Genomic DNA, 24,259 nt, shown 5'->3' with positions numbered 1-24,259 from the left:
GCGTTCCGACCCGGATCTCGACGGATTGTTCAGGTAACTATTCGCTGAGGGTGCTTTTATCGGCTGCCCCTGGCGACCTAAACGCAGGGCGATGCCCATGCGGTTAAACGATTCAACGCCCTGCGTTGAGATTGGAGCAACGCCGCTCAGGCCGCTATCCCTTGAAAAAGCCTATTATGGGCGGCCCTAAACGCGGCAGTCAATTCGCCTTTAGCTGCTGCAGTACTTCGGTAACGATCTTGGAGATCACCGAGTCGTCGACGACGGGAGTTGCCGGCGAAGATTTAGGTTCTCGCATGAAGTCAAAGCTGGACAATAGTTCGCTGATACGAGCTTGTGCTCTATCGGCTGCGGTGGCCTGTTGCGGAGTTAACGGCGTTCTTGATTCACCCAGGTTCCAACCTCGGATCTTGGCCCCCCTACGGAATCCTTCTGGGAACTCAGCTGTTCCGAGCATGGCATCGAAAAGGGGTAGCAGTTGGTATTGCAGAACCATGGCCAAGTCCCAATCCTTAACCCGACAAGCCTCATACAAAGCTCGCGTCAACTCCGGAACCACACCGCTGGTCGCGTTGGTCCCACCGTCGGCACCTATCATCAGCATTGGAACAAGAGCCGCATCCCAACCCGTCATGAAAAAGAAATCGTTCCGCATGGGTCTAACCTCGGAAATCATCCGCATCATGTGCGGAATGTCACCGGAGCTGTCTTTGATCCCCACCACTCTTGGACAATCCTGTGCCAACCGCTTCACCGTCGCAACGTCGATAGGGGACGCGAATAGTGGAATGTTGTAAAGTGTCACGTCGACGCTGACTCGATCAGCGATCTCTTTGAAGTACGCGTACACCCCGTCCGGTGCCAATCGATAGTAGAAGGGTGCCACAATCGCAACCGCCCGGCAGCCTAGCTCTCCGTAGGTATCGCAAGCCCGTACGGTTTCATCCACGTTCGCTTCGGCGGCCCCTGCTAGAATGGGGACTCGACCTCGCGTTTGATCCGCGACAACTTGGATGACGCGTTTTCGCTCTTCTGGAGTGAAGCGAACGAACTCGCCGGTGCTACCATTCGGATAGAGGCCGTGAACTCCTTTGTCGATGAGCCAATCTACATAGCCACGCAGCTTGTCCTCATCGAGTCGACCGTGGACATCAAGGGGGGTAATGTTGGGGGTAAAAATTCCGGAGAGAGGTGCTTTGTTCATGCTTCCAAAATACCACACGATACGCAAAGTGGGTATCGTTTACCAATTTTTCGGGTAAAACCACCTGCCTTTGTCCCCCCAACCCCTAAAGATCCGCCATTCATGAGCCGAGCCGCATCGATTTTGGGAAATGCCTTGTGGCTCGGCCTATCTGCCGTCGTCCTCCTCTACCCATGCTTGCCGGCACGAGATCCCAACGGCGAGGTTTTCGCCCTCTCCCGATTTGATTTTGCACTGGTTTACCTCGCTAATCCCGAGGCTCTGCTCCTGCAATGGACTGCTGATGTCCCATTGGATTTCTGGCCGATTAGAGGCTCGGCCATTCTGATCGCAACGGTCTGGTGCGGAACGCTCAGTCTGCTGGGCTTTGCGTGCTTTCGTCCCTTTGCGAATCGATTGTTCGGCTTAACACCACGGAGCCTAGCGTACTGGTCGATGAGCTTGGTCCTTGGATACGCCCTCCTCCAAGGAGCGCTGCTGCTCCAATTGACATTTCTGGGCAAACTGACAACGGTCGCAACCTTTGGTTTGATGATTGGTGCTTTGCTTGCGATTTATCTCGCAACTAATTTTTTGGCGGCCAGGTCCAAGTCTCGCGAATCCAAACCATCCAGCATCGGAATGGAGGCCGATACGACGAATGCAACCGATGGTGATCGCACTTTAGCGGTCGCGTGGAAAAGGCGTTTATATGGACTCTCTATGATCGGCAGCTTCTACCTTGTTGCTGTCTATATTGTCGGAGCGATGGTCCCAAGTGTCGACCTAAGGGTACGTGAAGAGCGTTGGGTATACACAGCGCAAAAGTACGGACAATATTCTGCGCCTGGGGCAAACACCGACCCCACAGCAATAACGTCACTTGCGGAAAGGCCGCTAAAGGCCTGGAGATGGGACCCTATCGCCTACACAACGCTCGGAGTTATGGGGACCAACATTCGCTCGACTGTTCGCGAAGCAGTTCCTATCGATGGCTCAGGACAGTTAGACACAAATACTGTGCCCGCAAGCTACACAGCGTTCATCGCAAGTAAGTTGGTTGCTGTAATGGTGGGACTAGCTGGGCTGCTGCTTTTTGCTCACTTGGTCAGTGGTTTGTATGGAAGAGCACCTGCCATGCTGCTGCTGTTCTTGCTTTTGACAACACCCTCGCTACTCGAGCTGGCGAGGGCTGGACGACCGGAGTTTACCGCCTTGGGTCCAATCGCAGTGATTGTGACTATGTTTATGAGGTACCAAACAAGACGACGTGGGCTTGCTTGGCCTCTGATCACACTTGTAAGCCTGGCTCTTTGGGGTTGGCTGTCTGCGTTAAGCATGGAATCGCCTAATGTGGAGCAAGCGGGGTTTGGCACGATACTCCGCTTTGCCGGGATTTCATCCTTGTTCGCCATCCCTTGGACTGCGTGCATCGTTATTGGGCTGCATGTCAAGCCATCCAGAAAGAGCTTGCAGCTTTTCGCTGTCGGTATAAGCCTTTTTGTTTTGCTAGGGATATTGCTGGCTTGTCCGGATCGATGCTGGATTCCAGTCCTAGGACTATTCATTCCTGTGGCTGCGCATGGGATCGCCTGGTTGCTAGTAAATCAACACCGATTCATTGGTATCGTGGGTTGGGGGGGCATGATGGTAATTGGACTTGTTAATGCCTCGTACTGGCCACTGATGGAAAATCGGTTGTTGGCTCCCGTGGAGTTCTTGGTTTCCGAAAGCTGGCGTGAGTATCCGAGCGACCAAACCTCCGAGGTTCGTATTCGATACCCGCTGGAATTGAGACGGCAGTTTTATGGTGGTGCATTGGCCGACGACGCAATCATTTTGTTGTTGGGGACAAGGGATGATTTGGATATACCCCTTCGATGCCGAACGATCGAATCACAGGCCGAACTGACCAGCGGCTCAATCGAACAGCTAATTGAGCTCTCCGGCTCGACTCACGTTGCGTTAGTGGCATCATTGAGCGGCGAAGAAGACTCTTCGACGCTTACATACGAGCAGTACAAGCTGGTTAGAGCAGAAATGGAAGAGCTCGAGCGGCGAGGTAAATTACAACGCCTACCAGTTTCGCAGGACAATTTTGATTTGATCGTTTATCAGCTAGTCCGTTAAGTCTCCCAGCCCGGGGAATTGCCACTTTGTTCGCAGTTACCACAAGGGATACTGGTTTCAGCGATTTCGCTCGATTAGCTGACTAATGGTTCTGTAGGCCTCGTTGGCGACAGTAGTACCTACCTCCTCAATACGGACAGGAAATCCACTTGGGCCCACGACGCCCCAAATCGCACTTGCACCCGTGAACAGAAACAGAACGGGCCATGAGAATCCGAATTGAAGCGTAAAAAGCAGGTAGATCGGAAGAAGCAAAAAAGGAAAAAGCCAACGAACTTGCTTTCGCTGGCGTTGATGGGCCGGTGAGTCGCGATAGTACTGTTCGGAAAACGCGATGTAGTCAGGCTCTCCAATCGTAAATTTAAGCTCCATAGCCAATGCGATCGTTTGTTGAGAATTGAGAAAGATTACTTCCTAGCAAAGCAATTCCCAGCTAGCAAAGCGATTCCCAGTATAGCAGGCCAGCAATGCCACGACAAAATTTCGCAAGACTAACGCCCGAGTCGTTTTAATTCTGGCCGATCTACTGAAGCCTCAATGAATTTGATGGCTTCCTTGACTGCACTCGCCTTTTGTTTGCTTAGTCGCTTAGGAAAATCAACTTCGCCTTCGTCCCACATCGCTGCGGTCTCTTTCAAATGCGGGAGCACTCGCTGAGCTTGAGCTCCGTAGGCTTTTAGCACCTCCAATATCTCCGGTGTACGATGCTCACTGGCCCAAGGATTCTGGCTTCGCAAATAGTCCGCACAAGCTTGTATTCCCTCTTCGATATGATGTGCTGCTAGGACCTTTAATCCATTGAGTCGTACCCCATCAGCAAACATCTCTCCACTCGGTGCAGGTTTCTCAATCGCCGCCACGATAGCTGGCAAAATAGGTTGGAGATCGCTGTAGCTAAGTCGCTGGTAGACCGAGCTTATTTGACTTCTTGCGTGACCATCTTGATTCTGCAATCCCATAGCAATCGCTGTGCGAAGCTTGTCACTATCTACTCCCTCCAGGGAATTTGCAGAATTCAACATGTCGCTAAAAATCGCCTTGGTAAGGAACCTTTGCTCCATGCCGCGAGGATCTTCGGGCGACGGGCCACGAGCGATGATCTCCAACATATCTGGCAACGCAGGCAAAGCTGGCTTTCCAATAACCGCTAGCGCCGAAGCTGCTCGTACGCGAACCCACATGGTTTCGTCTTTGAGCAAAGATAGTAGCTTCGGTACTGCCGGTGCAGCTCTGCCACGTAGCTCCTCGAGAGCCGTACAACCTCCTATGCGAACATCCTCTGATTCCGAGTCTAGCATCGCGATGATCTCTGCCACAGGAGGTTCCTTGCGCCGCTTGATCGCTTCCGCTGCACGCTGTCGCACCGTCGGAGACCATGAGCCCAAACGTACAAGGAGTTCGGTATCGTCTAGTCCATCATAGAAGCCTCTCCGATCTTTGTTGTCCCAACCTCTACCGTCAGCAATAAGGTTTTTACAACTCTCTACTGATAATTCAGGAACGATGCTGGCCTTCCTGCCTGTCAATGCGGTCTTCTTTAACGGCAATGCATATGCCAACAGATAGGCACCTGTAGCATCCCAACCGTGGTAGCTATCATGGTCTGGCTCCGGCGGCCCTTGGTGAGCAAAAGAACCATCCCATCGCCGTGCCAAATCATGATACCACGCACCGAACTCCTCCGTCCAAGCTCCTGTAGCTTGCTCGCCAGCCTGTGCAATGGCGGGTAACGACCATAACATGTTGAAGTAGTTTCCCGTGTGCCCACAATCCCGTTCGCCACTGTGCGATGCAACCGCCATGCGTGTGAAGTAGTTTGCACTATCTACTTCACCGAGCAGATTAAATAGGATCGCGGCCATACCACACTTGCCATTGTCTTCGTGAGTCTCTATCCAAGCTGGATGATCGCCGTAAGGAACCGCACCCTTGCCGGTATAGAATCGCAATAGCTTCGCACTGAGCTCTATCGCATGCGAAACTTCTGGATCATCTACTCCCGCATCGCGAGCCAGCACCATGCCTATGGTGAGCACGAGGCCTGGGGAATTCATCATGCCGTAACCTTTAAGCCGTCCATCAGGCAGGGCGAACGTATGCCCCCACGAACCAACAGCACTTTGGCCACTCGCGGCATCCAACGCCAAACGTCGCAATCCTGGTAAAACGGAGTCATCACCGGTGACACTGACGTACTCGGCGAGAAAGATCATGACATATCCATAGTACCATGTACGGAAATCATTCGAAGAAAAGTTGGCTGCCCACTTCGCTTCGCGTTGGATCAATGGCAAATGCGTTGCGTCTCCCCCTGCCAATAACGCGAGAGCATTCAACGAGCGAGGAATAGCGTTCTCCGACTTTGAGTAACCGGGCAAAGACATTCGCTCCGCGAGTGCCTTCAGACCACTCTTAAGGATCTGCTGCGACTTTGAACAATGGTAGGGGGCTGTGGAGCTAAACGTTCCCAGAACTGGCAATAGCAATTCGACTTGTTCGGTAACTCCATTGCGCCACCGAGTGAGTGCGATCTTGCCACCACCCGCCTCCGTTTCCGCCTGGGTCACCGCACGACCAAACTCGGTGCGAGGGTCGTAGGAAAAGGCTTTACCGGCGACCCCCAGAATGACATCACCCTCAGTGAGAATGCCATCCGCCGGCGATCCTTTCGCCACGGAGGTAACGATGATCTGACGAGCGTCGGTTGTCACGAGTTTGTCGCAGAACATCCATCCGCGCAAACCGGTCGGCCCCAGATTCCAATCATGCTTTGCATTCACGGGGATGACATCGCCTTTGGTAAAATCAGGGATGACAAGTTGCTTATCACGCTGTGCAATAGCCACGCTAGCGCCAAAACCGCACCAGAGGGCTACCAAAAATATTATGTACTGAGTCTTCATGGTTCTTATTGAAAGGGGATAGTTGGCTATTCCGAAAGCATCTTAAGATTGGCTTCTGCGAAGGCTTTACCGATCAAGGCAAAGGTCTTCGCGCAACCTAGATAGTGGTATCCCGCGTTCGAGGCACCACGTTGCCACAACGCGATCTCGGCAGGCGAAATCAGTTCGGATTCATACTTCCTGATGTACTCATTTTTCTCTTCTTGCGTCATCAGCCCATCTGCGTTGACGTGATCCTTGTGTTTCGAGTCAAGATAGTAGCGCATCTGCCTTACTTGAGCTCGTTTCTCGTCGATCGCTCCCAATTCTTCTGACCAAAACGGAGCAGTCTCAATAGCGATCACGTTGCCTTGAAACTCCGACATCGAGGCCGGAGCTGCCATCGCTTTGCGAAAGGCCATCATGCTAGGCGAGTCGTCCTTGAGTCCGCCGACCCCCATAACGCCGATCACAAAAGGAAGCTTGGGGGCGTTCAGATCACTTCTTACATCGCGAATAAAATGAGCGAGCAACTCCGAGTAGAGATCAAAGCGGTCGGGTTGATTGTGATTCGGATAAACATGTCCATCGACCATATCATTGAACCCTTGGAACCAGACGAAACCAGCAAGCTCATAACCTTGCTCAGCATCGTAGCTGGGTATAACTTGCTTTATATCCGTCAGCACCTGTTTCACATGCTCGATCATCAGACGGTAATAAACGCCCGTTGCCTTTACTTTCTCTCTTTTCCAATCTTCGAAGTCTTTCGGAATTCCGTGCCCCTCCTGCTTGGGATAGTTCTGTTCCTGGAAGGTGCTGAGTTGATAAGGTCCTGCGCTCGGAGAGCGGTAATCGGTGTGAAGACTCTTGCCTCCCCAAGCCGTTTTGATGAGAAGCACGGGCTCCTCGAAGGCTTCGTCCATGGTTAGGCCAAATGTGAACTCGGGCCCAATCTTGTCACCTGTTTCACCCGGTGGTTTTCCCCAAACGGAACCGAAGCCAGCCGTCAGCTTTCCTTTGACTTGGTAGTTGTTTTCGTCTGCACCGGTCCAATACGAGATCCAGGCTCCTTCGGCGACCTTCGGCATTCCGTCAGCGCCGCGCATCTGTGTAAGTAGTGGTGCCGTGGCAGGATCATCACCGATGTAATCGAACGTATCAATCTTGGCATGCCCCTCCATGTTGGACTGGCCCGCAAGGATAAAGACTTTGACCGGCTTGGATTGTGCGCAGACGTAAGGAGTGCAGAGTAGGGGAATGAGCAAAGAAAACAGTCTTGAGAACAATCTCATTCCTGGGTGGCTCCGTTTTTGGTGGGGGGCAGGCTTGTACATGTCGGCATCTAGTATACTTGTGCGAGCGCGTCACGTGCATCCACAAAGCATCCTTGAGCCAGTTGGTTTTTCGGTCAAATCCACAATGAAATTTTTATTTACCGCTCCCAAGGAGCCAATGTTTATGCGCAAACAGTTAGTATGGCAACGGCCATTGATCATTTCGAGAAATGCGTATCGGATAAAAGGCCTGAGAGCGGTGATTACCGTTTTGCTTGGCAGGCTTTTTCGTATTCGCTGGTGATCGCAGCCATGGTTGGAGCTAAGTCTTTAGTCGTTTGGCTGGCATTCACCAAGACGCAGCGGGCATAACCGACACTTCTCGCTGAACGCCACCAGTGAACAACTCGTTCCAAGGCTCTGCCTCGGAACGAACTGCCTCGGAGGCTCTGCCTCGTTAGTGATGCCGTTAAGGCATCTATGAATCGCCCGCAAAAAATCAGGCGGAGCCTGAAAGACATTGGGTTTCCAGGCGGAGCCTGGTAACCAGTAGGTGGCGTTAAGCAAGAAGTCTCGCATAACCTGCGGCATCTGTTGCTCGTGCCCATTACAAAATACGGCTGGCATCAAATGCGGTGCCCGTTTAATTTAGACGCATAAACCTCCAGACGATGGAGCTCGTTGCTTAGGATCGGAATCTCCATTTTATGACAGAAGATGTCTCAAGAATCGACGAACTTCGGCGAGCCCTGACTGCTGCCGAGCCCTCTGCCTTCCTTGTGGAGGAACGAGTCATCCGGCGTGTGATTCGCGATCGTCACGGGCTAGCCAATCTTGCCCTCGAGCTTCCCCATACCGACAGTCAAGTCGTCAGCGCAGAGGACGTTCGCAAGCTGACACACCCTGATGAGTTAGGATTAACGACGTTCGCCCATCTACCGAATATCTGCCTTTTGATCTGCGAACCGCATGCCGGGGAGATGGATCACTGGCCGTTACAAGATCTAAAACTCAAAGTTTGGCGCTACTTATTTCACGCTAGGCTAGATCGTGAAATGCGAGCCCTTTTAACTCCAGGAAACCAGGAGTTGCTCCGCAGTAAGATAGCAGCAATTGGCCAGGTCGAGTTTGACGAAGCACACTACGTATTGCGATCCGAACATCGATTGATGTCCCCCAACGCCCGCGATGAAGTCTGGCGAGAGCTGGTTGCGATCTATTGCGAGCTCCGTTGCTTTGAGCCCGACTTGTTACCGACATGGTTTCCATCGTTGCAACGAATCCCCCACGCGGAGGCGATTTTATCGCATGGAATAAATGTTGACCAAATTTTCCAAGCAACCTGGCTCGAGGGCGCGCCGAAACCAGAGCTGAAGTCTCACTCCGAGAGCGATGAGGATAGACTCAAAAGCACACGCCGCAGTTGGTCGTTGGCGGCTGGAGTCTTGCAATCCGAACGAAACTATCTGCGACTGTTGCGAGCGCGAGATCGTTCCAACGAACGTGGTAACACAGTCTATTCGATCACGTGCGCTATCCGCGCTGCCCAGTGCGCAACGTCAGAAACAAAGCGAGCATCGGCAGAGGCAAAGGCTCGTGAAGATGTAGGTGGACTTGTCACTCGACTCCAAGCGGCGATTACATTTCCCGAACAAGATACCGACAATTGGCAGGCGGCCCTTTGGACATTGGCAGAAAACTCGGTACATGGGTTTTGGAATAAAGAAAAGCGATTGCTTTACGACCTCCAAAAAGTCTGCTTGGATCACGAACGACTTACCTACAAAGTAGATTTGGTAAAGTGGCTGGTTAGTCGCGGGAAACGCCCGATAAGGCACCCGCTAAGCAGTGTTCGTGAAGTTGCCATGGCAAAACACCTAGCCAGTGCCGCATCAAGACTGTCACACGTTCGGCTAAGTGGTACCGAACGCGATCGGCTCACCGAATTGATCGAACAGGCGGCCCACCTTTCGGAGTCACAGATGCGAGAGCGAATGCGACCCGTTCTCAAACAAGCGCTCCACAATGTGAATCTTTTTCCACAGAGCGTCCCGGAACAAGTTGCCTTTGACAAAGTCATCGAGGAATCGATCGACTGTATTGTCGCTAGAGGTTATTTGACCATGGGATATCTTCGCGATGTAATCAGCAAGAATGACCTGAAATTGCCCGATCTTCAGAACCTACGCGAGGTATGGCACGGAGACCAGTTGCTGCGAGTGGATGATCAGCTCGATCTCTCTTTGGACGGAGTATATCGCAAAGGAGATTTTTACTTACGTTGGTTGCAAGTGGTCAGTTCCTTCTTCTTTGGAACACGGCTTGGTCGGTTCGCCACCCTCTACCTAATCATCCCATTCGGAGGGGCCGTGGTTATCGTAGAGGGTGCCATGCACATCTTCCACATGTTTCGAAAAGGCTCGCACGCTCAACGATCGGACTACGAGTTGCCTTTCGAATCGACCTCGAGTTCATCATCCGATCCTGAGAATGCAGATGCATCAAGCTTGGGGGACTTCCTCTCAGATGCTGACGCCGCAACCTCGCCGATGTTGCTGACGAAAGTTGGCGATCGCGCGGAGCAGACGGATGCTGACCCGACTGATTCGAACTCGAGCACAGAAGACACGGCATCGATCGTCTTGGTTCCTCCCCAAACGACCGATCAAGCAGTCAATCAGATTTTGACGCGGCAGACCGACACCATTTGGTTGGTTCTAACGCTGGGGTTCTTGTTGATGGCACTTATTCATGCACCATCGTTTCGCAAGCTTTCACTGGGACTTCTCAAATCGACTTGGAAGTGGATTAAACGGTTTCTAATCGACGCACCCTTACAGTTTTTTCAACTGCCCATTTTCAAGAGCCTTTGGGAGGCATTACCACTGGTTTACTTTAGTGGGTTTGTGATCGTACCTGGTATTCTGTCTTTGTTTCTTGGACGATTACTTCCCATTCTCGTAAGTGGGAAACCGCTGGACTGGATTTGGGTCGGTACTCTTTACTTGATTTTGAGTTTGCTAGTCAATTCTCGAATGGGACGCGATGCGCAAGAGGTAACTCGCGATTGGATTGTTCAGTCCGTGCATCAGGTGCAATCGAGGCTGGTATTTGCTTTAATCGGATGGGTGGTAGATTTCTTTCGTTTTTTGCTGAGCACGCTGGAGCGAGTGCTATATGCAGTCGACGAATGGCTTCGTTTTCATAGTGAGGAGAGTGCGATATCGATCCTTGTCAAAGCCATATTGGGCGTGATATGGTCATTCGTGTCATTCTTGATTCGCATTTATGTCAATTTGTTGATTGAGCCGACCTTTCATCCCGTCAAGCATTTTCCGGTCGTAACAGTTGCGCACAAAATTTTCTTGCCAGCATTGATCATGCTGGAGGGAAATATGGTTCTGTTTTTAGGACAGTACATGGGGACCCCTTTGGCAAGATCCATTACCTGGTTCAACATCTTCTTTTTACCGGGCTTTTTCGGGTTCGCGGTTTGGGAGCTCAAGGAAAACTGGCGACTGTACCAAGCCAATCGCAAGAACCGATTGATGCCCGTTTCGGTGGGAAGCCATGGTGAGACGATAGCTCGATTGTTGCGACCAGGGTTTCATTCCGGAACACTACCAAAACTGTTTCGAAAGCTGCGCAGGCTGGAGCATCAAAGTGCCTCGCTTAGTCGATTTACCAGCCGACGTGCGATTCGCGACCAACTCCATCATGTCGAGGCTGCCATCCAAGCGTTTGTGGAACGCGAGCTAATATCGCTTCTCGATAAATGTTCGGTTTGGAAAGCGTTCCCAGTCAAATGCTCCCACGTGGAAGCGTTCTCCAATAGCTTTGTGGTCGAATTGGAGTGCCCAGAGCTAGAGGCATCAGTGCTCCAAATTTGGGTTCAGGAGCAAAGCGGATGGATCGTAGCCAGTATTGCACAAAGCGGATGGTTAACATCCGCAAGCGATGAGCAATGGAATTCTTTTTGTAACGCAATCGAAGGGTTCTATCGAAAGAGTGGAATCGATCTTGTGCGCGAACAAATGGAGAGTGCTTTAACGAAAAGATACCCGTACGATATTGACTCGGCTGGGTTATTGATTTGGCCTTCTAATGCTTTTGACGTCGAGATTGTTACTGACTTAAAGGCCGACGGAGATCTACTACCAGTCCCCGAAGTCCAAGCTGCTGAGGCCGGTTTGCATCCAACCACTCGCGAGCGAGTCATCTTTTCCTCGACCCATTCCGCTTGGGCCGATTGGGAAGCCTTATGGATCGAACGAAACGGAGTCTCTCAAGCGTGCCAACAAGGCAACAAAGAACCGATCGTCATCGCCGAGCGACCCAGTCACTAGCGGGTCGTTACTCTGCGATCTCTACGCCCCTGAGTTGAATGCTATCTTGCTATAGGTGCTACTACTGCGTTCGGAGTACTTTCGTGGCGAAATGTTCGCCATGGCAGGTGCATCGGCCAACCACAATCTGATTGTCCTTAACGCTGGCTCTCATCTAAGGGAACAGCTCAAAAAGAAGCAGTGCAGAGTTTATCCTAGCGATCTGAAGCTGCGAATTGGTCGCGGCTGAAGTCTACGACAAGGTTGTCTTTAACGAGCTTAGCCGCGAAAACGATCCGAGGGTTTTGTAGTGGACGATGCAAAGAGTCCTTTACCATGGGAGACCGCCTGCTCAAACGACGATGTGATTCGTGCCATATTCGTACCATGCAGTTAGGCCTCGTTGCCTCGGCCACTACGAAAACCAAAGCAGAACAGGCCAGAAATCTCGACGGAGATTCGCTTGTTGGCTGGTTTAATTCCCATTGCTTTTGGGAATTTCGTTTACCGTGTAAAACGCGTTGCGATGAAGTAACTCCTCACCATCGCGCGAGCGCAATCCCACTAGATCAAGCTCGTATACAAATCCCATCTTCAATTTCTCGACTGCGATTTTTGCAGATAGACCATCGCCGGACAATTCCACCGATGTGACTGCCGGTGAATACTGTTCAATTTCCGGTCCGCCATAGCCTGCGTGATAGGGATGAGTAAAAGCCGAAACGGAATAAGAGCTTGTTGCTGATCCTGTTGTCAACTCGACTGGCTTGGTAAACGTAACTTTGAATCCATCAGGTTCAATCGTGACTCGCAGGATCTCAAACGGCATCTTGCCGCTCCACTCAAGTCGCTCGAGAGCGAATGGCTTAATACCCCGAACCGGCCATCCTCGATTCGTTCCTCCACACAGCAAATTCCCTTCCGGCGTGAACTCTACATTGAGAATGCCTGTCGAAAGCCCTTCGCGGAATGGATAACATGCCCCCTGCCAAACGCCGTTCACTTCCTCCGTCGTGGCCCGCATGATAATCGATTGCGTGTAGTCTCCCAGGAAGATCTGATTCTCAAACGGTCCAAACTTGCCCCCGGTTTGATCGATGTTAAACCCTGTGATCGAACGTCCCATGCGTATATAGGGAAAGACGACTGCATAAGGTACCAGTTGCGTGACCCGATTTTTCTCGATGTGAATGCGGCTCCCCGAGTTTGGCATTTCAGGTTCCGGTCCTAACTCGGGTGAGTACTGATACCAGTTAAAACTAGCCGGGTGACCATGAAAGCTTTTAGGGGGTACAGCTTTCAAGCTGCACGCGCAATTCCATGGCCCCTGACTCTCAATGTAAAACAGGGAACCGTGCTCATCAAAACCAATACCGCCCGGACTTCGCAGTCCGCTGGCAAAGGCCTCGGTTTTTCCATCAGTGTTAACTTTCATGATGAATCCGCGATTCAATGCATGAGAATAATACGAAGCGGAAAGCCCTAGCGCTACGAATTGATTTCCCTTCGAATCCAGCTTGGATCCAAACGCGTACTCATGATAATTCGCATACCCCCAAGCGTCAGAGATCGTCTCAAATCGATCTGCTACTCCATCACCATTCGAATCGCTCACACGCGTTAGTTCGCAACTCTGTGTTACCCGGAATGCACTATCTTTCCAGGTTAAACCAAAGATCTCGTCGAGTCCTGAGGCAAAACGATGAAACGTGGGATTCGGCTTCGGGGCATCGATACCATCGATGATAAAAATATCTCCATGTCGAGTACCAACAGCAATGCGGCCATCTGGAAGCACTGCGAAAGCTCCAGCTTCGATCACCGTATCTTTAGGTAACGGGATACTCACGATTGGGTAATACTCCCGCTCTCGCTCCTCGGTCCCCCAACGCTGACCGACATCTTCGCCAAGAACGGCTTCCGATACGAAGCACAAGATCGAGATGAGCAGTAGCGCCATGCGCAATGGACTATTTGTTGAGTACATCATACTGAAGCTCCATTGTGGATTCACCTTGCGGGATTTGCAGTCTTAACAACAACTCGACTCCTTGCTGCTCATCGGGTAGAGCTCGCAAACGGACTTCGGTCGATGGAATGGATAACCTGAGGCGACCGCTTCGATAAACGGAGTCGCTTTCTTGAACAATGTCGCCGGTCAACGCTCTATACCAGATTGCTTGAGGGCTTGGGGCCTCCATTTGTAAAACGCGCTGGAGTCGTCGCTGACTTTCATCATTGATTACAATAGATCGATCCTGGATCGCAATGGTTCCTATGCGGTACATCAAGGTGGGAATCGATTGCTCATCAAGGAAGTAACCTTGGAATTGATATCCCAAGTTCTTGGGATAAAGAGGATCGGGATTCACAGGTGCCTCTTTGGTCATTACAGGTAGTAAAGGCCAAGGTGCATTCTCGTTGGGCAGTGCGGTAAACGAGACATCTTGAGCTAGCACGATCGGTTCGCGAGCAGGGTTGAAATCCCCGGCCCCTTGCCCGCTCCAGTTGACGTTGACAAAGTCACCCATCCATACAGCAGAAAGGGTTCCTGTCTCCGCGTTGAACGCATAGTTCACACCTCCAGGCAAACCAACCGCGATTCCCCGATAACCAGCCACTCGACTCCGCCCTCGATAAACGATGGCTTTGTCTGCCACTTCAAGTTTCGTATTGACGGTACGCACACCCGAGGGATCGGCAGCAGAAGTCCCTAGTGAAAGATAGTACCAAATGGCTTCGATCTGCTGATCGGTATCACCCTCGAGAATCGTTTTAAAGTTCGACTTGCCATCCGGCCACGCGGTTGGCATCACGGTCCTCGGGCGAAAGCCACCTGGATTGAGAAGATAATGATAGAACCATGCAGGCTGTAATCTTTCGTAGCTGGTTAACAAATCGATGCCCTGATTGACATTGGCGGCTTTGCCATTGAATTGATGACAAGCGACACAGTTCGCCCCTTTATCTCCCAACAGCTCACGTCCTGCGGGTCGCAAGGTTTTCTCTCGCTCACGCTCACTTTCGTCGCGACTCTCTGGACTGGGAATTTTCATCTCGGGACCATCCAACTGATCCAAACGAGAGAAAAGCTCAGGTAGATGCTGGAGGTTGTCTGCGCCATACTGCGGCATGCGCGTTGCCATGTAGTAGCGAACACTTTCACCGTCAAACAGCACCTTTTTCAACCAATTCGGTTGTAGCTTGGCCCCCATCAAGGTGAGTGGAGGTGGAATGCGGCCATCATCTCCCAGATTCAGTTCGCTACCTTTAAAGAAGAAATTGTGTGCGTCGTGTACCCCACCATAATCATCGCGAACATGGCAATTGATGCAGCGAAAGGCTGTTAATGTTTTCGCCATGACAACTTGATCGGAATCTTTACTTGGCTCCTCGCGAAGCGCTGCGACGATCGCGGATTCTTGCTCGGTACTGAGTGTAAATCTGGGGCCATTACCTTTTTCTTTGGGATGTTCTTCTTTAGACAAACAACCCTGCTCCAGATTGGCTGTTTTCAACGAACTCTTTTGAAGTGCAGCGTCCATCCCCTTAAGAGGGTGGCAACTAGCACAGTTCAACGTTTGAAAATACTTCTTTCCGGACTCTACCAACACATCATCTGGTTTCAATTTCGCTTTGGTTGGTGAGGCATCTCCGATGAGATAGCCTGCAATGGCGAGCGATTCCGCAGGGGTTAATTTCATATCAGGCATCCTGCCTGAGCTGCGAACGGTTAGCGGATGAAAAAGAAAATCGGCCAAGGATCTCAGGCTATATTTTTCATGCACATGTTCGAGCGAAATAGTATCTGGCATGACCACTGGTGCTATTGCTCGGGTCTGGCTGATGTCATCGTCATCATCGTCATCTTCGTATCCAGGACGAACAGCGGGTGAGCTACCAGAAAACGGTTCCTGCGGTCCATGACATGCGACGCATCCAATCGAATGAAACAATTCTTTACCTTGTTTGCGGTCGAATGATTCTATTGGCTCTGTATCCCATGGCACTCCGCCCTGCGCAACGAGGAAGTGGGTTAGTGCCTCAGCAATCTTGCTCTTCTCCGATTCTGACTGCGAGGCCAGCATGTCGGGCATGCTAGTACCGGGTTGTGCAGTATGAGGAGACTCGAGAAATCGTCTTAAGTAATCCGTTGAAACACGGTTGCCGACCTCTGACAAATCGGGAGCTGTCTTCTCAAGCAGTGGGTTGGCAACAACACCGGTATGACATGTGGCACATCGCAATTCCGTCAGTAGCAAACTACCGGCTTGGGATTGGTTTAACGGATGATGTCTAGGGATAGCTGGATCACCCGCGACCACCGACGAGCTGATCAGCAGGCACGCAATGAATACAATGAGTCTTGTCATATAAGATTCTATGAGGTTTGTCATGCCGTCGGAAATGAGGAATCGCTTATCGTGAGACGATTATTGGTAGTAGGAGACAGGTCGGGGTTTGACACCTAGGGCATCGTAATCGAAGCCACTCTCGAGGGGTTGATACTCACCGACAATTTCCACGCTGCTTGCGGGAGAAATGGCTTGCTCCATCTCCAGCCCCCAATACGTGGCATTGACGATGAGCCGTCTGAGTCCTGGATTCTTCAAATCGATACCGCTGCCCATGGTGCAATGAAACACTCTTGCGGATAGACCGCTGCTAGTCGTCCATGGCTTGACCCAAGCTACCGGAAGTGGCTCTAACTCTGTATTGGGCAGATCATCCGGTTTGCGACCCACGAGAGGCTGTCCCCAAACGACAGGGGTGCATTCCGGCGGAAGACTCGCTCCCTCTTTGTAGGTTCGATAGACATCGGAATCTCCCCAGATGTCGCTCACTCCGGTCAAGATAGGATGATCGCCGTGATCTTTGTCGAAGAAGCCTCTGGTCGAGTCCGCATGCCAACGCCCATGGTGATTCAAAAACGTTCCTCCGAGAATATCTTCTCCCCATCTGACTTGTTTGCCATCGATCTGATAAGGCAGTTGACTTCGGAAGCCGTGGTTCGCCGTCCGCAACGCGATGATTGGTTTGCCTGAATCGATGTACTGAACAATGTGTTCCAACTCCGATTTCGGCAAGGTCAACAACCGAGTGAAGAAGATAACCAAGTCCGCAGAAGCCAATTGTTCGAGTCCAGGGATATGCTGCTCTCGGAACTCCGATTCCTTGCCCCTTTCTGGGTAGACGGGCATCGTCGGATCAACCTCTCCTCGCTCATTCACACCAAAGAGTACGGTGCAATCGAATCCGTGGTGCGTGCTAAGAATTTTGGCCAACATCGGCATCGATTGTTCGCTGCGATACTCTTGTTCGGCAGCGATGAGCACAATGTGCTTACCGCGTCCGGGGCCGTCTCCACCCGTGTAATTAAGCCACAACGGTTCACCTGTCGGAGTTTGAGCGAAAATGACATCCGTTGTTAAACCGACCAAGCACGTAGAGAATAAGCACGCAAAGATCATGGTGCGACAATCGCACCGAGCAGCAATTCCAGTCATGGTCGGTTGAATCGTTGGAATAGGACGGGTTAAAAGGCAGGTGACGATTCCGTGATTCGGAACCTCATTGCCATATTGTAGTCTAGATTCCCGACGGGTTCTTGGACGTCCAGGAACTATAAAACGCGGAAACGCGCATAGCAACTCCTTATCATATCTGTCCAAGTGAGTCTACTTCGCTGAGTCAATAAGCACCTTGAGTTGAGGGCGGCGAGCTTGGAGGTTGGCTACCTCTGCCTGAGTTACGTGCGTATCTCGCAAATCCAATGATCGCAAATTTGCGAGCTCACCCAACAGTCGCACACCAATATCTGTAACCAGAGTGCCTCTCAACTCCAATCGCTCTAAGCCTTGCAAGCTCAATAGTGAACTGATCCCAGCATCACCAATGGTAGTGTGATTTAGAGCAATGCCAGCCAGGGGAGGTAACCCCGCAGGAGCAATGGCACCGCTTACAATCGGTGCGGGCTCTTCGGAACGCGGTTCTTTCAGGCCGATGAGTTTGCCTAAAGAAACCATTCCCACGTCCGTAACCTTGGTACCGCTCAACTCCAGCATTCGCAGTTTTGGTAGCGTCTCGAGGTACCCTAGGCCTAGGTCACCAATTTGAGTATGGCTCAAATCGAGCGTATGCAGGCTATCCATCTTCTTTAGGTGAATCAGCCCCTGGTCAGTGATACGCGTGTGATCGAGCACCAAGCGTTCCATATTTACTAGCGGCGCGAGACGTTGTAATCCTAGGTCTGTCACTCGGCAGTAACTCAGCGACAATCCTGGTAGGTGTGTCATCTCCGATAGATAGCGAAGTCCATCATCGGTGACTTCTGTATTTCGCAGTCCAAGCCATCGAAGCTTTGTGAATTGGCGAACATGTCGCAGCCCCGAATCGGTGATACGGGTCCCTTTCAATCCAAGCAATTGCAATTGGGACAAACCAACGATGGTTTCAACTCCGCGATCTCCGACAGCCGTATCGGCAAGGTGGATCGCTTCCAGCTTTTTCAAGGAAGTTAACTGCCGCAGCCCATCGTCGGTGATCTTCGTATCCGCTAGGCTCAGCTCGAGTAGCTCCGTCAGCTTGCCGACCCAAACTAGGTCTGCGTCGCTTGTTGCGGTTTGTCCCAAAAACACTCGAGCAATCGGTTGTTCGTCGCCTCCGGAATGGACGCGTCCCCCGAGATCGGCAATTCTCTTGGCGATGGATTCATCGACTAGCTTGGTCGAAGGAGTATCTTGTCCGCAACATAATTCACTCGGGGAACAGAAGGTTTGCAAAACCAACAGAAGAAAAACAAGTAAGAATCGCATCGCAAAAAAATCCGTCTATCGTTTTGGAGGCGTGAAGGACCGTTATCGATCCGAATCACTGCTTAAGTGACTGAAATGCTAGACGACGATGCCGAGAGCGTCAGCACCTGTTCCTTTTATTCATCGAGAATTCAAAAAGTCATGCCACGGTCCACCTACTCTTTGATCAGTTTTGTTTGGATGGACTCTGTCGGCTTGAGATGAGAATCGAGGAAACCATAGATCAGTTCTCTTGACTCATGCGGTGCAGAGTGTCCTCGTCCGTGGATATAGAAACCAAAATTCTCAGGCTTGCCTACGAGCTCATAAACATCTGCGATTTTGAGGAGCATCAGCGCACGCTGTCGCTGGGTAAGTGGGATTCCGTCGTTCCATGCCGATACGTCCATAAATGCTCGTGGGGCAATGAGAGCAATAATCTCGTGCATATCAATGTCGGGCAGTTCTCCTTTGAGTAGGAGCGGGCGTATGGGCTTCAAATAGATATACCAGTGATCACGAGCCCATGCTTCGACTTGCGGGTTGTGTCGCAGAAAAGCTGCTCCACAGTTGCACACGCACGCTTTGAGTCGATCATCATATGCAGCAAGGAAATACGCCCCATGCCCACCAAGCGAGTGCCCCATAACGCCGATGCTATCCGCATCAACCTCCTCGCGAGTGAGAAGGACATCTACGGCAATACTGTGCTCAAAGTTAAACTTTCCCACTGCGGTCCCTTCCGGGTGTTTCTTATAGAACATGCTGGTATCGTAGGCTCCTTCTGCGGGAATACGTTCACCAGAGACAAAGTGCTCTGGCGCAATGACGACATAGCCACGACGGCATAGATGGTCGAGAAATGCTTTATCTGGATTGCCGTTTATACCAACAGTTTGTTTGCTTCCCTCGGCCGTCGTGCCATGCAAGGCGACGACAGCAGGCGCTTTTCCAGTGAGTCCCAACGGGATCCCGAGATAAGCATGAGCACGCTCGTCCGCTTCGACTTGGTAGCTGATGTAGAGGCGGCGATAGTGACCTTCGATCTCGACTTCCTCATGCACGGTGATGTCCAGATCCACTTTGGCCGGCTTGAACTGGTCACGGATCAAATCCAGATATCGCAGCTTCAGTACATTGCGGCGATCATACCATTCCTCAACAGTGTTAATCCCCTCGAGCAGATCGTCCCAGGAGGAGTTGATAGCAGGCGGGTCAGAACGCAGTCTTAGTTCGCTTGACTGGGCAAACGTTAGGTTAGCCAGAACAACAGCAAGCAATCCAGCAGCGAAGAAGCGATTCATAGTTGATGTCAGACACTAAAGGAAGAAGTAGAATAAGGCAGCTCGGAAAAAGTATTTTATAGATTCCAAAGACTCTTGTGTGGCGAGGACGAGCCAATCTACGTTTGCAAATGCTCCTGGCTTTCTAATAGCGGGCATCTCGACTAGGATGGTAGCGGTGTGGACTTTGTAATGGTCCACTTGAGCCTCTGATTCATTCTCGACACAATTCCAAAGAGATGTTCCCTAGCCGATTTCTTAGCTGCTTGTTCATGGTGCTGGCGTTGCTACATGGCATGTCAGAATACGGCTATACCTACGCCGGCGAGCCAATCGCGATAAGCGTTATGACCTATAACGTCCAGTTTTTGCCCCCTCCCGCGGATGTTGCTAACAAGCGTCCCGAACCTGAGTATCGCGCCGGTAGAATTGCAGAGGAGGTCGCGAAGTATGATGTAGTCGGCTTGCAAGAGACCTTTCATACTACCCACCGCAACCAGATCGTCGAAGGGTTGCAAAAGACCTGGGAAGGCAAAGCGAGTGTACTCACTGCGCCGCAGCCAAAGGGCTTTATGGCTAATGGCGGATGTTTGTTGCTCTCTCGCTTTGCCATGACTTCACAAAACACGACCGTCTTCCAAAGCTTCAGCAAACCGACCGATTACGGCCTTAGAGCGGATGGGTTCGCGGCCAAAGGTGTTATCCACGGACGCCTCGCCATCAATAAAGATAACGCATCGGATACGATCGATGTTTATGTCACGCACTTGGAAGCACGTGCAGACCAGCTGCGACCTAAGCAATATCTCGAGTTGGCATCGTTTATCAAAAAGACGAGCGATCCTGCTAGCCCCATGATCCTGCTTGGCGACTTTAACACCAATGGATTAAAGGAGCAGCGAGCTGATTCCGATTCACAATACACGCAGTTGATGCGAGCTTTAAACGATGTCCGCACCGGTGGTGTAGTGGATGTTTGGGCTTCTTTGCGAGCGAATGAGCATGGAGGCACAACCCACCAAGAGTCGACCGAAATCGGCAAACGAATTGACTACATTTTCTACAGCAATCCATCGCAGCCGAGCAAGCGGCTTGTCCCCAAGTCGATTGACGTTCTTACCTTTCAGGATGAACGCACAACGGCATTGAGCGATCACAATGCTGTGGTTGCCAACTTTGAATGGTACGCGGATTGATTACGAAGTGGCTATCGAATTCATGAAATCACCCGGTAGTGCAGCGGAGCACTTTGCAAAACCTAAGGCAGCGTACATCCATGTACCATTTTGCCATTCTCGTTGCCCCTACTGTAGCTTCACAGTCATTGCTGACCGGTTGGATTTGGTTGAACGTTACGTTGGTGCAATCGATCTCGAGTTACAGTCTCTCGATCAACCTCGCTCGGTTGAGACGATCTTTATCGGAGGTGGTACACCTACCATTTTGCCGCGAGAGTCCATGTCGCGATTTCTAGAACTGATCCGCCACTGGTTACCCCTCTCCTCGGATGGGGAATGGAGCATGGAAGCCAATCCTCAGGATATCAATCGAGACTTGTGTCAGCTATTACGTGATTCTGGGATCAACCGTATCAGTTTGGGAGGCCAATCCTTTGATTCCAATAAATTGAAGACACTAGGTCGGGACCACACAGGCGATCAACTCGCGAACGCCATCGATACAGCCTTGCAATGGTTTCGTGAGGTTTCTGTCGACTTGATTTTTGGCGTCCCAGGAGAAGACATGCAGGTTTGGGAGTCTGACCTGCATAACGCGATCTCGCGCGGCACAACCCACATCTCTGCCTACGGGTTAACCTACGAAAAGGGAGCTCGCTACTGGTCCCAGTTGCAAAAAGGGGAGCTTGTGGCGATCTCCGAGGAGACCGAATTAGAAATGTATCTGTATGCAATCGAAACTTTAAAGCGAAATGGAATGCTGCACTACGAAGTTTCCAATTTTGCCAAACCAGGAAGCGAGTGCGTGCACAACCAAACCTACTGGCAAGGTGAACCGTGGTTCGGTTTCGGTCCAGGTGCTGCGGCCTACGTTGATGGAACGCGCACGGTTAACCACCGCAGCACTATGAGGTATCTTCAACGGATGGAGGCAGGAGAGTCGCCGGTCGCAGAGAGCCAAAGCTTGGACTGGTCGACCCGAACCCGCGAACGGTTTATATTCGGGATGCGGCAGTTGAAAGGAATCGAATGGAGTCCTTTTGCCAGTTCGGGTGAACCTCAATCGGTGGCTCAGATTACTTCGCAGGTTCCAAAACACGTAGATTTGGGTTTTCTGGAGTGGCACGAAGGCAGTATTCGCCTAACGCCAAAGGGGCTGCCCATCAGCGACTCGCTTTGGCTCGACTATTGGTAGTTTTTATCGCCGTGGAAAGGCAATCGATCGATGAGCAAAAACCCGAAAGACACTTTCTCCTGTTGGTTTATCTCAGATACCCACAATCGCCATCGGGAATTGAACGTGCCCAAAGGGGTCGATGTCGTCATCCATTGCGGTGACGAGTCTGGGAGCGGAGATCCCTGGCGTAATGCGACGGAGGCGAGAAGCTTCTTTCACTGGTACACTTCGCTCGATATTCCAATTAAGTTATTTACACCGGGGAATCATTCTACAGCTATAGAGCAAGGGCTCATTACACCAGCCGAATATCCCGAGGTTCAGTTTTTGATTCATGAACAAACGGTCGTGAACGGGCTGGTTATTTTTGGAACGCCTTATACGCCCGAGTTCTATGACTGGGCCTACATGCGTGCTCGTGAAGATCTCGATGCCGTTTGGCAATCGATTCCCGATAACGTGGATATCTTGATTACACACGGCCCCCCGAAAGGCATTTTGGATGTCACTCATGACTTCGATACGCGAGAATTGATTCACGTGGGGTCAGGTTCGCTGACTCGGCATGTAAAGCAAAGAATCAAACCGTTGGTTCATGCATTCGGACACATCCACGATGAGCGGGGAGTGCGTAACTTTGGAATGGTGCAGGAATCTGGCGTTACGTTTGTGAACTGCTCCTGTTGCAACATTGGAAACAAGCTCGTGAATCACGGGCTAGTTTTAGAGATTAATTTATCCAGCAGGACCGTATTGTAGACTTTAGACCGGTCCCAGCGGCTTACCGCAAGATTTTCTATCGTGTCAAATCAGGCAAGTTCACTCTCAAGGAGGCTTGGCATGAAGAACAAGGAAAAAGGATTTCACATTACCCAGTGCCCAAACATGTACCGTCTGCCTTATTGTTCTCACCGACAGAACAGATGGTTACAATATCAGTTGGGGAATCCTCAATTGGCCTGCGAGACTCTCTAAAACAACTCTAGACCTCGACTATACCCATTCGCGATCGACAGACATGAACCGACGTCTCTTTTTGCAAAACACAACGGCAGCATGCGCTGCGCTCGCATGGCCATCGTCATTCGGGAGAGCCGCTGTGAGCCGTGAGGCCCGTTTTCGATTGACACTCGGTCAGTGGACATTCCATCGTGCGTTTCAAGGTGTTGAGGGTGTAACGCGGCGTGACCCACTCGAGTTTCCAACCATGGCTGGGGAGCTCGGTTTTGAAGGTGTTGATTACAGCGGGATTCTGCTCGGCGAACATCACTCGAAGCCGCAATCGTTGGCCGAGCTAAATCGTCGCGCGGCCGATGCAGGTGTCAAGAATGTTTTAATCCTTATCGATCTCTATGATGCACTCGGAGCGAAGTCCGCAGCAGATCGTCGGGCAAATGTAGAAAAATATAAGCCATGGCTTCACGCCGCAGCGACGCTGGGGTGTATCGGCGTGCGGGTCAATCCGATCAGCGACTCTTCATTACCAGCGGATGAGCAAGCTGGATTTTTGGCCGACGGCTTAACGGAACTCTTGAAGTTCAGTATTCCGATGAAACTCGATGTAATGATCGAAAATCATGGTGAAGGACTTCAGACCGATGGCGCCTGGTTGGCATCTGTTGTCAACCGAGTGGCTAATCCGCATTGCGGCACGTTACCCGATTTCGGCAACTTTCAGAAAAACCGTAAAACTGGCGAATTTCATGATCGCTATGCCGGCGTGGAAGCCATGTTGCCATACGCTAAATGTGTATGTGCAAAGTCGCTCGACTTTGATGCCAACGGTGACGAATGCTACTCGGATTACGGGAGACTTCTGAAGCTAGTCGATGATTCTGGTTTCCAGGGCTGGATCGAAGTCGAATACGAAGGCCCTAGGCAAGCTGGCGGTCCCGCTGCCGAACGCCAGCCGGCGAAACCACTGTCAGAGACAGACGGATGCCTCGCAACCAAACGGCTTCTGGAAAAGCTACTCGGCGAGGCTCTTGCCAAGAAGCCATAGTCTCATGGCTTAACGATAACGCAAACGG

At 51.3% G+C, this 24,259-nt stretch carries 17 protein-coding genes; 8 read left to right on the top strand and 9 right to left on the bottom strand.

The features are described from left to right. Window positions 1-199 precede the first annotated feature (199 nt). Window positions 200-1,204: a dihydrodipicolinate synthase family protein gene (locus SH449x_RS19380; protein ID WP_482377728.1), complete on the bottom strand. Its 1,005-nt coding sequence runs from the start codon at window positions 1,202-1,204 to the stop codon at window positions 200-202. A 102-nt stretch (window positions 1,205-1,306) separates the two neighbouring features. Here SH449x_RS19380 and SH449x_RS19375 point away from each other — a divergent pair, with 102 nt between their 5' ends. Further along, window positions 1,307-3,313 carry a hypothetical protein gene (locus SH449x_RS19375; RefSeq protein ID WP_482377727.1) on the top strand — a complete coding sequence of 669 codons (2,007 nt, stop codon included), beginning with the start codon at window positions 1,307-1,309 and terminating at the stop codon, window positions 3,311-3,313. A 57-nt stretch (window positions 3,314-3,370) separates the two neighbouring features. Here SH449x_RS19375 and SH449x_RS19370 read toward each other — a convergent pair whose 3' ends face one another. From SH449x_RS19370 to SH449x_RS19360, 3 genes are all read right to left on the bottom strand, one after another. Then, window positions 3,371-3,685, bottom strand: a complete 315-nt coding sequence (locus SH449x_RS19370; protein WP_482377726.1) for a hypothetical protein — start codon at window positions 3,683-3,685, stop codon at window positions 3,371-3,373. A gap of 119 nt (window positions 3,686-3,804) precedes the next feature. Then, complete coding sequence (locus SH449x_RS19365) at window positions 3,805-6,216, bottom strand: DUF6288 domain-containing protein (RefSeq protein ID WP_482377725.1); 2,412 nt, start codon at window positions 6,214-6,216, stop codon at window positions 3,805-3,807. Window positions 6,217-6,242: 26 nt separating this feature from the next. Beyond that, window positions 6,243-7,490, bottom strand: coding sequence for a sialate O-acetylesterase (locus tag SH449x_RS19360; protein ID WP_482377724.1), 1,248 nt, complete (start codon window positions 7,488-7,490; stop codon window positions 6,243-6,245). A 183-nt stretch (window positions 7,491-7,673) separates the two neighbouring features. On the opposite strand from SH449x_RS19360, the gene SH449x_RS19355 reads away from it, so the two are divergent. The 3 genes from SH449x_RS19355 (at window position 7,674) to SH449x_RS19345 (ending at window position 12,047) form a co-directional block, all read left to right on the top strand. After that, the gene (locus SH449x_RS19355; protein ID WP_482377723.1) at window positions 7,674-7,844 is read left to right on the top strand and encodes a hypothetical protein; all 171 of its coding nucleotides are present in this window, start codon (window positions 7,674-7,676) and stop codon (window positions 7,842-7,844) included. Window positions 7,845-8,179: 335 nt separating this feature from the next. After that, entirely contained in the window at window positions 8,180-11,818 is a 3,639-nt protein-coding gene (locus SH449x_RS19350) for a hypothetical protein (protein WP_482377722.1), read from the top strand. A 55-nt stretch (window positions 11,819-11,873) separates the two neighbouring features. After that, window positions 11,874-12,047 carry a Uma2 family endonuclease gene (locus SH449x_RS19345; RefSeq protein ID WP_482377721.1) on the top strand — a complete coding sequence of 58 codons (174 nt, stop codon included), beginning with the start codon at window positions 11,874-11,876 and terminating at the stop codon, window positions 12,045-12,047. A gap of 225 nt (window positions 12,048-12,272) precedes the next feature. On the opposite strand, the gene SH449x_RS19340 is transcribed toward SH449x_RS19345, so the two are convergent. The 5 genes from SH449x_RS19340 to SH449x_RS19320 form a co-directional block, all read right to left on the bottom strand. Then, the gene (locus tag SH449x_RS19340; protein ID WP_482377720.1) at window positions 12,273-13,787 is read right to left on the bottom strand and encodes a PQQ-dependent sugar dehydrogenase family protein; all 1,515 of its coding nucleotides are present in this window, start codon (window positions 13,785-13,787) and stop codon (window positions 12,273-12,275) included. After that, on the bottom strand, window positions 13,768-16,170 hold the full coding sequence (locus SH449x_RS19335; protein ID WP_482377719.1) for a hypothetical protein: 2,403 nt from the start codon (window positions 16,168-16,170) through the stop codon (window positions 13,768-13,770). Before SH449x_RS19335 ends, SH449x_RS19340 begins: the two co-directional genes overlap by 20 nt. Before the next feature lie 60 nt (window positions 16,171-16,230). Next, a complete protein-coding gene (locus SH449x_RS19330; protein ID WP_482377718.1) occupies window positions 16,231-17,304 on the bottom strand; it encodes a ThuA domain-containing protein in 1,074 nt (357 codons plus the stop codon). A gap of 171 nt (window positions 17,305-17,475) precedes the next feature. Continuing rightward, the gene (locus SH449x_RS19325; protein ID WP_482377717.1) at window positions 17,476-18,612 is read right to left on the bottom strand and encodes a leucine-rich repeat domain-containing protein; all 1,137 of its coding nucleotides are present in this window, start codon (window positions 18,610-18,612) and stop codon (window positions 17,476-17,478) included. A 155-nt stretch (window positions 18,613-18,767) separates the two neighbouring features. Continuing rightward, window positions 18,768-19,895, bottom strand: a complete 1,128-nt coding sequence (locus tag SH449x_RS19320) for a dienelactone hydrolase family protein (protein ID WP_482377716.1) — start codon at window positions 19,893-19,895, stop codon at window positions 18,768-18,770. A 218-nt stretch (window positions 19,896-20,113) separates the two neighbouring features. On the opposite strand from SH449x_RS19320, the gene SH449x_RS19315 reads away from it, so the two are divergent. The 4 genes from SH449x_RS19315 (at window position 20,114) to SH449x_RS19300 (ending at window position 24,231) form a co-directional block, all read left to right on the top strand. Next, window positions 20,114-21,070: an endonuclease/exonuclease/phosphatase family protein gene (locus SH449x_RS19315; RefSeq protein ID WP_482377715.1), complete on the top strand. Its 957-nt coding sequence runs from the start codon at window positions 20,114-20,116 to the stop codon at window positions 21,068-21,070. Next, on the top strand, window positions 21,033-22,247 hold the full coding sequence (hemW, locus tag SH449x_RS19310; protein WP_482377714.1) for a radical SAM family heme chaperone HemW: 1,215 nt from the start codon (window positions 21,033-21,035) through the stop codon (window positions 22,245-22,247). The genes SH449x_RS19315 and hemW overlap by 38 nt, the downstream gene beginning before the upstream one ends. Before the next feature lie 30 nt (window positions 22,248-22,277). Further along, window positions 22,278-22,988 carry a metallophosphoesterase gene (locus SH449x_RS19305; RefSeq protein ID WP_482377713.1) on the top strand — a complete coding sequence of 237 codons (711 nt, stop codon included), beginning with the start codon at window positions 22,278-22,280 and terminating at the stop codon, window positions 22,986-22,988. 259 nt (window positions 22,989-23,247) lie between these two features. Continuing rightward, the gene (locus SH449x_RS19300) at window positions 23,248-24,231 is read left to right on the top strand and encodes a sugar phosphate isomerase/epimerase family protein (protein WP_482377712.1); all 984 of its coding nucleotides are present in this window, start codon (window positions 23,248-23,250) and stop codon (window positions 24,229-24,231) included. The last annotated feature ends 28 nt before the right edge of the window (window positions 24,232-24,259 follow it).

The organism is Brakhagea baltica (genome assembly GCF_052161605.1).
Lineage (GTDB): Bacteria > Planctomycetota > Planctomycetia > Pirellulales > Pirellulaceae > JBKCUI01.
Note: the sequence above shows the minus strand (reverse complement) of the source record. Positions and strands in the feature narration are given on the sequence as shown.

Coding starts and splice junctions, on each gene's coding strand:
- SH449x_RS19330 (WP_482377718.1), bottom strand. CDS start 17,304: ATGACTGGAATTGCTGCTCGGTGCGATTGTCGCACCATGATCTTTGCG.
- hemW (WP_482377714.1), top strand. CDS start 21,033: ATGCTGTGGTTGCCAACTTTGAATGGTACGCGGATTGATTACGAAGTG.
- SH449x_RS19370 (WP_482377726.1), bottom strand. CDS start 3,685: ATGGAGCTTAAATTTACGATTGGAGAGCCTGACTACATCGCGTTTTCC.
- SH449x_RS19315 (WP_482377715.1), top strand. CDS start 20,114: ATGTTCCCTAGCCGATTTCTTAGCTGCTTGTTCATGGTGCTGGCGTTG.
- SH449x_RS19340 (WP_482377720.1), bottom strand. CDS start 13,787: ATGATGTACTCAACAAATAGTCCATTGCGCATGGCGCTACTGCTCATC.
- SH449x_RS19300 (WP_482377712.1), top strand. CDS start 23,248: ATGAACCGACGTCTCTTTTTGCAAAACACAACGGCAGCATGCGCTGCG.
- SH449x_RS19350 (WP_482377722.1), top strand. CDS start 8,180: ATGACAGAAGATGTCTCAAGAATCGACGAACTTCGGCGAGCCCTGACT.
- SH449x_RS19305 (WP_482377713.1), top strand. CDS start 22,278: ATGAGCAAAAACCCGAAAGACACTTTCTCCTGTTGGTTTATCTCAGAT.
- SH449x_RS19355 (WP_482377723.1), top strand. CDS start 7,674: ATGGCAACGGCCATTGATCATTTCGAGAAATGCGTATCGGATAAAAGG.
- SH449x_RS19335 (WP_482377719.1), bottom strand. CDS start 16,170: ATGACAAGACTCATTGTATTCATTGCGTGCCTGCTGATCAGCTCGTCG.
- SH449x_RS19375 (WP_482377727.1), top strand. CDS start 1,307: ATGAGCCGAGCCGCATCGATTTTGGGAAATGCCTTGTGGCTCGGCCTA.
- SH449x_RS19380 (WP_482377728.1), bottom strand. CDS start 1,204: ATGAACAAAGCACCTCTCTCCGGAATTTTTACCCCCAACATTACCCCC.
- SH449x_RS19360 (WP_482377724.1), bottom strand. CDS start 7,490: ATGAGATTGTTCTCAAGACTGTTTTCTTTGCTCATTCCCCTACTCTGC.
- SH449x_RS19365 (WP_482377725.1), bottom strand. CDS start 6,216: ATGAAGACTCAGTACATAATATTTTTGGTAGCCCTCTGGTGCGGTTTT.
- SH449x_RS19320 (WP_482377716.1), bottom strand. CDS start 19,895: ATGAATCGCTTCTTCGCTGCTGGATTGCTTGCTGTTGTTCTGGCTAAC.
- SH449x_RS19325 (WP_482377717.1), bottom strand. CDS start 18,612: ATGCGATTCTTACTTGTTTTTCTTCTGTTGGTTTTGCAAACCTTCTGT.